The organism is Skermanella sp. TT6 (genome assembly GCF_016653635.2).
GTDB classification, from domain to species: domain Bacteria; phylum Pseudomonadota; class Alphaproteobacteria; order Azospirillales; family Azospirillaceae; genus Skermanella; species Skermanella cutis.
The window spans coordinates 106,321-118,767 of sequence record NZ_CP067423.1 but is presented as its reverse complement, the minus strand read 5'-3'; the positions used below and the strand labels follow the sequence as shown (position 1 = coordinate 118,767).

8 protein-coding genes are annotated in these 12,447 nt (G+C 60.2%); all 8 read left to right on the top strand.

Translation table 11 applies throughout. The features are described 5' to 3' along the window. Nucleotides 1–3: 3 nt before the first annotated feature. A complete protein-coding gene (locus IGS68_RS34160; RefSeq protein ID WP_154386571.1) occupies nt 4–351 on the top strand; it encodes a hypothetical protein in 348 nt (115 codons plus the stop codon). Further along, nucleotides 345–1,517, top strand: a complete 1,173-nt coding sequence (locus IGS68_RS34155; RefSeq protein ID WP_154386572.1) for a DUF4417 domain-containing protein — start codon at nt 345–347, stop codon at nt 1,515–1,517. Before IGS68_RS34160 ends, IGS68_RS34155 begins: the two co-directional genes overlap by 7 nt. Continuing rightward, nucleotides 1,514–2,338 (top strand): hypothetical protein, encoded by an 825-nt coding sequence (locus tag IGS68_RS34150; RefSeq protein ID WP_154386573.1) that lies wholly within the window; start codon nt 1,514–1,516, stop codon nt 2,336–2,338. Before IGS68_RS34155 ends, IGS68_RS34150 begins: the two co-directional genes overlap by 4 nt. Nucleotides 2,339–2,543: 205 nt before the next feature. Continuing rightward, nucleotides 2,544–2,678: a hypothetical protein gene (locus IGS68_RS36100; protein ID WP_256438744.1), complete on the top strand. Its 135-nt coding sequence runs from the start codon at nt 2,544–2,546 to the stop codon at nt 2,676–2,678. A gap of 88 nt (nt 2,679–2,766) precedes the next feature. Beyond that, complete coding sequence (locus IGS68_RS34140; protein WP_246765470.1) at nt 2,767–5,790, top strand: ATP-binding protein; 3,024 nt, start codon at nt 2,767–2,769, stop codon at nt 5,788–5,790. Then, nucleotides 5,787–6,266 carry a DUF7680 family protein gene (locus IGS68_RS34135; protein ID WP_154386576.1) on the top strand — a complete coding sequence of 160 codons (480 nt, stop codon included), beginning with the start codon at nt 5,787–5,789 and terminating at the stop codon, nt 6,264–6,266. The genes IGS68_RS34140 and IGS68_RS34135 overlap by 4 nt, the downstream gene beginning before the upstream one ends. Further along, the gene (locus IGS68_RS34130) at nt 6,263–9,208 is read left to right on the top strand and encodes a DUF1156 domain-containing protein (RefSeq protein WP_246670855.1); all 2,946 of its coding nucleotides are present in this window, start codon (nt 6,263–6,265) and stop codon (nt 9,206–9,208) included. The genes IGS68_RS34135 and IGS68_RS34130 overlap by 4 nt, the downstream gene beginning before the upstream one ends. Then, a complete protein-coding gene (locus IGS68_RS34125) occupies nt 9,205–12,363 on the top strand; it encodes a DEAD/DEAH box helicase (RefSeq protein WP_154386577.1) in 3,159 nt (1,052 codons plus the stop codon). The genes IGS68_RS34130 and IGS68_RS34125 overlap by 4 nt, the downstream gene beginning before the upstream one ends. Nucleotides 12,364–12,447: the final 84 nt, after the last annotated feature.

The following is a 12,447-nucleotide window of genomic DNA, read 5'->3' as shown; positions in this document are numbered from 1 at the left end:
ACCATGGGGGCTGAATTCATCGAAAAGGCGGCGCCGAGCTTCAAGAAGGCGTGGGACCGCGCACGGGTAAAGCTCGCGACGGCCGACCTGTTCACACGCGTCCCCGATAGCGCCGCAAGGACGGCGGAAGCCGACATCATCGGCAACGCCAGGCTCAGCACCGGGGACCAGCTTACCGTCGAAAACAAGAACGGGACGCTGATCGCCCGACGAGGCATGAGCGATGTCGCGCGCTTCACCAATCCCGCGCCGGAACTCGTACTGGCCGTGGCCGCCTCCTGCGGCATAGCCAAGGGCACGGTGCTGGATGTTCATCCCATCGCAGGGGTCGCGGAGATCTCACTATGCTGACCCGTTCCGATCCCGCTAAAGTCAAGCCGCAGGCACCCCGCCATCGGCGCAATCCGCGTCGCGAGCGCCGCCTCTGGCACGATCCCGAAGTGGCGAGCGCAGCCCTCGGCTGCGCCACCTGCCCGGAGAAGGAGATTTGCGGCGGGCTGCGGCTGAACACGCCCTTCATGGACTGCCTGCAGTTCTGCTGCGGCAATCCGGAAGGTTGCGACCGCGTCTGCCGCAACCATCCTGACTTCGCCGATCGCTACCGTGAAATCGGCGGCTTCAACCTCTATAGCGTGCCACGCGCCCCTTTGCTCAATGCGGTTGGCCTGCCCCGCCTTGTCCCAGTCATCTATCACCCCACCGCGCGCAGCATGCCGCCCACTGCCGCGACCGTAGCGCTTCCGCTTTACCGTATGTTCGACCGGCGTACCGGCCTACCGCGCTTTGTGAGCCGCGACGCGCTCGGCGAGGCATTCGGCATTGGCCATCAGGCGTCGGTGATGCTGACCGGTACTGACATCGACCGCCCGCTCGAGCGCTGGTGGGGGCTCGGCGAAGCCGGCCGCCGGCCGATCATCCAAGCCCTCATCGCCGCCGGCGTCGGCATGGTGACGACGCCGAACTACAGCCTGTTCATCGACCGGCCGCGGTGGGACGACTTGCACGCGATGAAGCGCATCGCGATCGTCCATGAAGAGTTCTTGCGCGAGGGCCTGCCGGCCGCGCTCCATGTCAACGGGCGCACTGAAGCAGACTTTGCCCACTGGATCGCCTTCCTCGCCGCCCGGCCTGAGGTCACCCATATCGCCTATGAGTTCACCACGGGCACCGGCTGGTCCGGGCGGCGCGAGCAGCACGCGGCTTGGCTGGCAGGATTGGCCCGGGCCGTCGGCCGCCCGCTGCACATCATCGTACGCGGAGGCACCGACGTCCTGCCGGTGATTGCCCGCGCATTTTCGGGGATCACCGTTCTCGACACGTCAGTGTTCATGAAGACGATGATGCGCCAGCAGGCCTATCCCAAGGGCAACGCTGCCCTTGGCTGGCGAGGCGCGCCGACAGCACAGGGGGCCCATGTCGACCATCTGCTTGAAGCGAACTGGCAGGCGACCGACGCGTGGATTGGCGATCTGATCGCCTCCTCACGTTCGGCTGAATCGGCGCCGATGGCCGGATGACGGAAACCGAGCCCGCGATATTGGATTTCAGGATGCTCGACGGGCTGGCCTTCGCGGCCGCGCGGGGCCGCTTGAACGAGGCCGCCATTCCCGCGCTCACCGCGTCCGAGATCGGCCCGCTCTTCGAACTCTCGAACCTTGCCGACGACGGCTTACTTCCCGCACCGCACGTTGCCCTCTGGCTGACCACAAATCTTTTTGGTCCGATGCTGGACGCCATCAGGCACGGCACGCGAGAGTGGGTCTGCCCGCAAACGCGGCGCGCGGGCTTCCTAAGCACCGCCACGCCGCACGACATCAACGCATGGACGACCTTCGGTCTAGCCGCCCAGCAAGCTGCAACGGCGGAAGGATTTCCCAAGGCCATTGCCGCCCAGCTCACTGCCGCCATGGGCGAGCTTCACAGCAACATCTACGAGCATGCGCAAGAGCCGCAGAGCGGCATCGTCGCGTTCCGCGCCTCAAAGGGAAAATTTGAGTTCATATCATCCGATCGCGGCATCGGAGTTCTGAATAGCCTGCGCAGCAACGCGGCCTATGCTAGGCTCAATGATCACGGCGAAGCGCTGCGCTTGACGCTCACCGACGGCATCTCGCGGTACGAACACCAGGCGGAACGCGGCCACGGTTTTCGGCCGCTATTCATCGGCCTTGCCAACCTGAACGGCGCGCTGCGCTTCCGCTCCGGCGACCATGCCCTACTGATCGACGGCAAACAGCCCACACTTATGACGGCTCGCCCGGCACAGAAGCCCCAATTGAGAGGATTCTTTGTGTCGGTAAGTTGCGCGGTGAACGGCCATCCTCGACACGGCGCCTGATCATCACCAGGCATGCTGCTGGGAATTTCGGTGGAACACAGCGTGAAAACGGATTGGCAAGGCTGTCCCGAGCAATTCGACAATTGTTTTAGATAGGCCGTCACTCTAGACTGAGGTGATAGGTTCCTATCATAGCGCGGTGAACGGGATGACGGGTCGCATAAAGGCACGTACTAGCAAGCCCATCATCAAAGAGAAGCGACAAATGCTGCTTCATCTGGACAGCGACGTGATCAAGGATCTGAAAAAAGCTGCTGTTGATCGCGAATCGACGGCATCGGCGATCGCAAATGAAGCGATCGAGACTTGGCTCAAGAAGAACGAGCTTCGCGGAGGGTGACCGATCGGTCTAAGCCGGCGGTCAAATCGGGGTTGGGGTAGGCATGACAATTCCAAATGTATTTGAGCTTTGCAGGCCTCGCGAGGACGTGGAAAAGGGAACAATTGCTGACAGCGACTATGCGGCCAATCTCGCGAATGTCCTGACCGGTCGCGCCTCGCGCGACTACACCGACGCTCCAACGTTCTTCACGAACACTTATCCCACCGAGGGGCTGAAAGAGCTTCTTGTCAACGTCTGTGGCCGACTGTCTGGCCGCGGGGAAAGCGTGTCAGCTGTTTTCCGCCTCGATACCTCGTTCGGCGGCGGTAAGACGCACGGCCTGATTGCCCTTGTACACGCAGCAGCAGGGATGCAGGGTGTCTCGAATACCGCGGAATTCCTCGATCCAACCCTCGTGCCAACCCAGGCCGTCCGCGTTGCAGCCTTCGATGGCGAGAATGCCGATCCGGCGAACGGTCGGCCGATGGGCGAGGGAATCCGCGCCCACACGCCTTGGGGCGAGATCGCCTACCAGCTGGCTGGGAAGGCTGGATACGAGATCGTGCGCCGATCAGACGAGCAGCGAATTGCTCCGGGTGCCGACACCATAAAGGAACTATTCGGTTCCGATCCAGTGCTCGTCGTTCTCGATGAGCTGGGCGAGTACCTTCGGCGAGTTCAAGGCATGGGTGGGCGCGATCAACTGACCGCCTTCCTCAAGGCGCTGCTGACCGCGATCGAGAGCACCCCGCACGCGGCAATCGTGTATACCCTTGCGGTTCGATCCGACGGCAAGGGCGTGGACGCCTTCGCCGACGAGAACGAATTCCTCGCCAGCGCCATGTCGGAACTCGAAAGCGTCTCCGGCCGGAAGGCGACCAACCTCAATCCGACACGGGATGATGAAACCGCAAAGGTCATCCGACGCCGCTTGTTTGCGTCGATTGACGATTCCCGCGCGACGGAAGTGATCAACGGTTATCGCGAACTTTGGAGCATCCATCGCGACATTTTATCGGAAGAAGCCAGGCGCTCGACCACCAGCGCAGAATTCGCGCAGACCTATCCCTTTCACCCGGACGTTCTGGATACGCTCACCGGGAAAACGGCCACGCTCGGCGGCTTTCAACGCGTGCGTGGAATGCTGCGCATTCTGGCAAAGACCGTTGCGACCGTCTGGGCAAGCCGTCCTTCCGATGCGTCCGCGATCCACCTGCATCACGTCGATCTGGGATCGGATGTCATTCGCCGGGAATTCACGACGCGGCTGCAGCAAGGCGCCTTTGTGCCGGCGATTCTCAATGACATTGCTGGGCCGCCCGAGAAACTGGCTTTGGCCCAAGAGCTGGACGCGAAAAACTTCAAGGGCCTGCTGCCTTATGGCACCTACGTCGCCCGCACAATCTTCATCCACACCCTCGCGTTCAACAACGACCTTAAGGGCGTCGCAGCCGACCACTTGCGCTATTCGATCCTCAGCCCTGCAGCGGACCTTTCCTTCATCGACGATGCGAGGACGAAATTTCGCGCGGAATCCGCCTATCTCGATGATCGGCCGAACGCACCGCTGCGCTTCAACGCCGAAGCCAACCTAACGCAGGTCATCGGTCGGGAGGAGAAGAACATCGATCCCGGTGAGGCGCGCACCCAGCTTGTGGACAGGGCAAAGGCGATCTTCGGCGGCCAATCCTTCGACCTCGTGCCTTTCCCCGGCGGGCCATGGGATGTCCCGGACGACGTATCGGACGGCAAGCCGCGGCTTGTGCTGCTTTCTCACGACGCGCTGGAAATCGGCGCCGATCTTCGCGAGATGCCCGAGATCGTGGGACGCATGTTTGAGCGCAAGGGCGCCGACGGCAACGGCCTGCGGTCCCTGCGGAACAATCTGGTTTTTGTCGTCGCGGACGAAACCAAAGTGAACGAGATGAAGCGCGCGATCGTGCGCCGCCTGGCCCTTCAGGAGCTTAAGCGGCCCGAGCGCGTCAAGGAACTTGCCGAGCACCAGCAAGCTAAGGTCTTCGAACTCGAGAAGAAGTCCGAGACAGAGGCGGCTATAGCGATCCAGCAGTGCTATCGCCACATCCTCTACCCCTCGCGCAATGCGCTGAGCGGCACGGGCTCGGTGCAGCTAGCGCATTCGGTCATCGATATTCAGAATGCCTCCGAGCGCCCAGGATCAGGCCAGCTTCAGGTCGTTCGCCAGTTGCAAAGTCAGAACAAGGTTCGAGACGCTTCCGACTCGCCCGATTCCCCCTCCTACATCCGCGACCGCACACCCTTGAAGAAAGGGCAGATGACGACGCGCGATCTTCGCGACGAATTCCGCCGCGACCCCTCACTCTCGATCCTCCTGTCGGATGACGTGTTCCGCAAGGCGGTCCGAAAGGGCATCGAGGAAGGCGTCTATGTCTACAAGCGCGGCGATCTCCTGGCCGGGCAAGGCGATCCGATGCCGTCGATCAACATCGATGAAGAAACGACGATCTTCACGATGGACTTCGCCAAGACCAAGGGCGTGTGGCCTCGGCCGGCGCCCGCGTCGGCGGCCCAACCCGCATCGGCCGGAACTGGCGCTTCGATTTCGGGCGAGCCGCTCCCGCCGATCGGCGGAGCACCGGGCGAAGGCTCGGCGGTCGGCTTCGGCGAACGACCACAAGGTGGCCCGGATGGAGCTGCCGTCGCAAATGCCAAAGTGTTCACCGCCGAGGGCGTCTTGAAGGAAGCACTACGGAAGGTGATCGAACAAGCCAAGACCGCGAAGCTCGAAAAGGTAGATCGCGTGGTGATCCGCCTGTTCGAATATGGTGACGCCTTCAAGCTGATCCCGATCGCAAACACCGTCGCTGGAACAAAACGGTCGGTGAAGCTCACGGGCAGCTTCATCACAACGCAAGACAGCGAGATGCAGTTCGAATTCAGCGGCGTGGCGCAAGATGCGTCGACGATGAAGGACTACCTCGAACCTCAGTTCAGGGCGGCGAAGGAGACCGATCTGCAAACCAGTATTTCGTTTGATTTCGAAAACGGGCTCGCGCTGGATGGGGATGCCGCGGACAAATTCATCGAAAAGCTGACGCGCTTTGCGAGCGCGGCTGCGTATGTCGAAGCAACGGCGGAGGTGAAGTCATGAATGTGCCGCGCCGCAAGGACGAATTCATAATGGTGTCGAAAACCCAGCCCGTTTACGAACTGCGCGCCCGTCGCCATGGCCCTGGCGATACCGAGGTTGAAGTCTGGCAACTGCCATCGATTGTGACTCCACAGATCACCGCTCCGATCCGCCTTGCGGGCCTTCGCGGACGTAATCTCGAACTGGCTGAACACCGGGTACTCAAGCGCCTGAAGGAAAGCGGCATCCGCCTTGATCTCCTGCCGATCGAGGGCATGGGATCGGCTTTGTCGGAAGAAACCGCGCTGCGCCTCGCGCTGCTGTTCCGGACGCTCGCCCCAATGCGTAACCGCGACAACATGCGCCTCGTCGCCGAGGGCATCGAGGTAATGGGCAAGGAAGAAGCTGGCTATTGGCTCGGCATGTCGGTTCACCGCAAGAATCCGCGCCGCGTGCTGACTGCGCTCCGCATCCTGCTCACTGACCCAGCGAAATGATGGAAGATGAGCGTATGTCGGATGTGCGGCTGATTGAACGTTGGTTGCCGATCGCTGAAATAGGCATTGAGAGTCTTCGGGAACGCACGCCAATGACGCCGTTCCCTGCTCCCAACCGCTTGCACGTCTGGTGGGCGAGGCGCCCTTTGGTTGCGTCCCGGGCTGCCGTGTTGGCTTCGTTGTTGCCAGCCAATGCCGACCACGATGCCTTTCTCCATGTTCTGGGCATTCACGGTGATCCAATGGCGTCGCGCCGACGGATCGACCGGGCAAAGCGGATTGGCGAACGATTTGAAGGCGAGGCCTACACTTACAAGCGCGCTTTCTCATATTCACCTTCTCCATCGGAAATGGCTGCAATCCGAAGGCAGATTGGAAGCAACATATCTGTCCTCGATCCGACGGCGGGCGGCGGAAGTATTCCGTTCGAGAGCAGTCGGATGGGCTTTAAGTCGTATGCCAACGATCTCAACCCAGTAGCAGCTACGATTCTGAAGGCGACAGTAGAAACTCCGCAGCGTTTCGGCGTGAAACTTCTGGACGAGTTTGATGAAATCTCAAAGAAATTCGTCGCGCGACGCGAGGTCCTCCTTCGTTCGGCATACCCGCCTGAGCCGGAGAAGAACTGCGTTGCGACCAATTATATTTGGGCACGCACGATCTCCTGCCCGTACTGCGCGGGAACGATACCGCTCTCTCCGAACTGGCGCTTGAATGGGGCCGGCCTTGGGGTTCGATTGAAGCCCCATTTGGGCATTGGACCAGGGACCACTGGTCGCTTCTGCTCATTCGAGATCGTGACTAACATTTCAGAGCATTCGGCTGGAACCGTTTCCGATGGCGACGCCACTTGTCCCTTTCCAGATTGCGCCCGCGTTATCGATGGCGACGAGGTCAAGCGCCAGGCACAAGCCGAAGGAATGGGCGATCAACTGTTCACCGTCGTATTCAAGCGGCGCATCGAAACTAGGCTCAAGTCTGGGAAGCTTGGCAAGCCGAGATGGGAAAGGGGTTATCGAGCTCCTCGCACGGAAGACAGCATCGAGGCGGATATTGCCGCCCAAATAGATAGGAAGCTTCCAGAATGGGAGGCGCTTGATGTCATCCCAAGCGAAGCATTCCCTTCGGACACAAATGACGATCGACCACGTCAGTATGGTATGCCGCTTTGGCGGGATATGTTCTCGCCACGCCAGCTTCTTGGTCATGGACTGGCATCCGAGATTTTTCGTGACATGGTTGAGGAAGACAGACTCGCCGGTCGTCTGACTGATGTTCGCCGGGCCGCCTACATCTATCTCAGCTTCAGCCTCGATAAACTCCGCGACTACAACTCTCGAATGACACGGTGGCACGGCAATCGCGAAATCATGGTCAACACCTTTGATCGCCATGATTTTGCGTTCAAATGGTCGTATGCCGAAATGGTCATTACCACGGATAGTGTTGGTTATGATTGGGCTATCGAACAGACCGCGAAATGTATCAAGGAGCTTGTAGAGCTATCGACACCTACAGGGTCCAAAGATGGACCACTCTTTGGAGGAGAAAAGGTAGCGCCGGCCGAAGTTGTAATCTCGTCAAAGTCCGGCTCTTCTCTTGATCACATTGCCGACGGCTCAGTCGATGCTGTCGTGATGGACCCACCCTATGGCGCGAACGTTATGTATGCGGAGCTGTCCGACTTCTTCTATGTGTGGCTGAAGCGCACCGCGGGGCTAGTTGCGCCCGAGCTTTTCACAAGACGCCTTACCGACAAGCAATCCGAAGCAGTCGCCAACAAGGCCCATTTCAAAGGCCAGAAGGGCGCCGACGCGCTCGCGAACCGCGACTATCAGGAAAAGATGGCCGCGATCTTCGCGGAAAGCCGGCGAGTGCTGAAACCGAACGGCATCATGACCGTGATGTTCACGCACAAGGACACAAGTGCGTGGGATGCGTTGACGAAGGGATTGATCGAAGCGGGCTTCATTATCACCGCCTCCTGGCCGGTGAATACCGAGGCCGAAGGCTCTCTCCATATCAAGGACAAGGCCGCCGCCAACTCCACAATCTTCCTCGTCTGCCGCCCGCGCCCGGCAGATCAGGGCGACGAGACGACCTATTGGGAAGATGTCGAGCCGCTGGTGGCCAAGGCCGTCCGCACCCGGGTTGAAGAATTCCAGAAGGCCGGGATTACCGGCGTCGATCTCTATCTCGCGTCCTTCGGGCCCGCGCTGGAAGAATTCTCGCGCCATTGGCCGCTGAAGCGCGGGACACCGCGACCCGAACCGCTGGCGAAGAGACGCCGCAAGCAGGCCGAACTATTCGAGGAAGAGTTCGATCCCTACGCGGTGACGCCGGAAGACGCGCTCGATGCCGCACGTCGCGAGGTCAAGACGTGGCGGTTGAACCAGCTCACCCATACCAAGGGACGTGGCGATCTCGATGCGACCACCTCGTGGTTTGTGCTGGCCTGGGACGCGTTTAAGGCGCCGGTGTTTAGCTACGATGAAGGCCTGCGGCTCGCCCGTGCAGTGGGCGCCGATCTCGATGGCCAACTGATTGGCAAGGTCTGCGAAAAGAAGGGCTCGGATATCAAGCTCTGGGATAGCGCCACGCGCGCTGCCAAAAATGCACTCGGCCCCGCCGACGGATCGCGCGCCATGATCGACGCGATCCACCATGCCGCCCATCGTGGCAGGACGCGAACCCTAGAAGCGGCTTTCGATCTTCTCAAGGATGCGGGGATCGATGGCGATTCCCAATTTCTGGCCGCTCTCGAAGCCGTGCTGGAAGTTCTGCCACCCTCGCGTAACTTTGTCGGCTTCGATGTTGCCACCGGCGATGCAAAATCGGCGGCCGATGATTTCGACGCCCTTGAGAAGCTGCGTCGTCTCGCCTTCTCCGACAAGGTTGATGAGCCCCAACAGCTATCGCTCTTCACAGAGGAGGCTGCTTGACGCTTCTGCGCGACACCGCATGGCGCCTCAAATATACACCGGACGATGGTGACCTCGTCCGGCTATTCTATGTGCCTGCGTTGCGCTCGGCCACTCGATACGATCGCCTTACAGGCTATTTCTCGGCACGCGCCTTGGCGCTTGCTGCCCGGGGCGTCGAAGGGCTAATCGTCAATAATGGGCGGATGCGCCTGATCGTCGGCTGCACTCTCGGCGAAGAAGAGGTTGCGGCCATCGAGCGCGGCGAATCTCTCCGCGACGCCGTTGAACGGACGCTAATCAAGATGCCGATCTTGACGGCCGATCCGCGGACGATCGATGCCCTCGAACTTGTCGCCTGGATGGTGGCCAACAGCTTTCTCGATGTGAAGCTTGCCGTGCCCTGCGACCTCGACCGCCGGCCGATCCGCGACGACAGCATCTTTCACGAAAAGACCGGCATCATCGAGGACAAGACCGGCGATCGGATGGCCTTCAACGGTAGCATCAACGAAACCGAATTCGGTTGGACGCGGAACTGGGAAAGCTTCAACGCCTTCACGTCGTGGAATGACGGCCCGCGCGTTGACGAAGAAGAAGCAAGCTTCGCGAAGCTCTGGGCTGACCGCGCCCGCCGGGCGATCACGCTTGATGTGCCAACGGCGCTGCGCGAGCAACTGCTGACCTTCCTGCCCGACCCCGAAAAATTGCCTAAGCGCCTCGCTGAACACGACGACCAATCGACGGGACCATCGGCACCCAGACCGACTCAAGGACCGGCCCATGATGATGAGCCAATCACTATTGGGCCGGGGCCAAGTGTTTCGATCGATGAAGAACGCCAGGCCGTTTGGGAAAAGATCGCCAACGCTGCCGTTCAAGCCATCGGCGGCGATCGCGTGGGCGAAGCGACTTCCGCGGTCGTGCCTTGGCCGCATCAAATCCGCGCCTATCATCGCCTCTATGACAACTGGCCGCCGAAGCTTCTGATTGCCGATGAAGTTGGTCTCGGGAAGACGGTTCAGGCCGGGCTGCTGCTTCGCCAAGCTTGGTTGGCGGGCAGGATCAAGCGCGCGCTGGTCCTCGCGCCCAAGAACGTCTGCAAGCAATGGCAGATCGAACTACGCGAAAAGTTCAACCTGAATTGGCCGATCTACGATGGCCAGAAATTGACGTGGTATCGGTCGCCGGCGCGGGATCATGATTTCGAAAAGCCGGTGTCTCGCGAGGCGTGGCATCGTGAGCCATTCGTGATCATGTCGAGCCATCTCGCGAGGCGCCAGGATCGACAACGCGAAATTCTGGAAGCGGCCGATCCGTGGGATCTCGTTGTCCTTGATGAAGCGCATCACGCCCGAACGAAGGGCGCTGGAACGCCGCAAGCCAAAGGCCCGAACCGGCTTCTCCAATTGATGCGGTCGTTGCGGCGTCGAACGGACGGGCTAATCCTCCTTACCGCAACACCCTTGCAGGTCCACGCCACGGAACTCTGGGATTTGCTCGACCTGTTAGGCCTGCCGCCTGAATGGACACCGGATGCCTTCGTCCGCTTCTTCTCAGAAGTCGCGAAGGAACCTGTAACCAACGAAAGCCTCGATTGGCTTTCGGCGCTCTTCCGGGCGAACGAGGCCCATTTTGGAGAAGTCTCGCGGGCGGATGCGGAACGGCAGACCCGGCTGAGCGGACTGAAGACCCGGAAAGTCCTCCAAGCGCTGCGCGATCTGGTTTCGATACCGCGCCGGCAGCTTTCGCCGGAAGAACGCCGCACGGCGATTGCGATCATCAAGCGATCGACACCGGTCGGCGCGCTCGTTTCGCGCCACACACGCGAATTGCTGCGCAAATACTTCAAGGCCGGCAAGATGTCGGCTGCCATCGCAACGCGGCAAGTCGAAGACCGCTTCATTCCGCTGTCGGTAGAGGAAGGCGACCTCTACCAGCAGGTCGAAACCTACATTTCCGAGACATACAATGCCGCGGCGCCTGATGCCCGCAACGCCGTGGGATTCGTGATGACGATCTATCGCCGGCGCCTTGCGTCAAGTTTCCATGCCCTTCGGCAGACGATGGAGAAGCGAAAAGGTGGTGTAGGAGGGTTTCTCACCGCAGCCGATGAAGCCAGGATCGATGAGGACGTCGCCGACCAAGTCGAGGCCGGCGAAGAAATAGATATCGAAACTGTGTCAGAGGACGAGCGACGCGCCCTCGCGTTCGAAGAGATCGCGACCATCGAAACTATCGTGGCTGATATCACACTGCTGCCGACCGACACTAAGGCCATCGAGCTTTCGAAGGTTCTGGCCGAGCTCAAGGGCAGCGGCTATCCGCAGGTGATGGTGTTCACCCAGTTCACGGACACGATGGATTATCTTCGGGACCTGCTTGTCGGCGCCGGAAACTCGGTGATGTGCTTTTCCGGTCGCGGCGGTGAAGTGCGCAACACCGATGGCACTTGGAGGTTGATCACGCGCGACGATGTCAAACGGCGCTTCAAGGAAGGCCGTTCCGAAGTCCTGGTGTGCACCGACGCAGCTGCCGAAGGTCTGAATTTCCAGTTCTGTGGTGCTTTGGTGAATTACGATATGCCTTGGAATCCGATGCGCGTTGAACAGCGGATCGGGCGCATTGATCGCCTCGGTCAGCGGTTTTCTGATATTCGGATCATCAACCTGCACTACGAAGATACGGTCGAGGCCGACGTCTATCGCGCGCTGCGCAGTCGCATTTCGATCTTCGAAAAGGTTGTAGGCGGGCTTCAACCAATCCTCACGCGCTTGCCACGGCTCATCGAAGAATCGGTCTTGTCCACCTCGAACGCCCCTGACGCCAAGCGCAATGATGCTCTTCAGGCGCTCGAAAATGCGATATCTGCAGGGGACGATTCTGCCCTCAACCTCGATGAGTTCGCGGATGAAGACCTCGAGGTGCCGGTCCGTCTTGATCCGGCCATAACGCTTTCCAATCTCCGTGCCGTTTTGGACAGGCCGATATTGCTGCCGCTCGGGACAGAAGCTGTTCATCTCGACGAGAAGGATTACCGCCTCGTCGATGGATTTTTACCGCATGCGGTGCGTATCACCGTAGACCGCGAATTCTACGAGATGCACGCCGATAGCGTGGAGTTCTGGACCCCTGGCAGTCCAACATTTCCGGATTTGGATATCTATCGGCGCTGACTCACCTAAATGCGGTCATCTACGGATGGTCCTACATTAGCGGCGCATCTTGACTGACTGCGAAATCCGCGAGAGCTCGGCTGG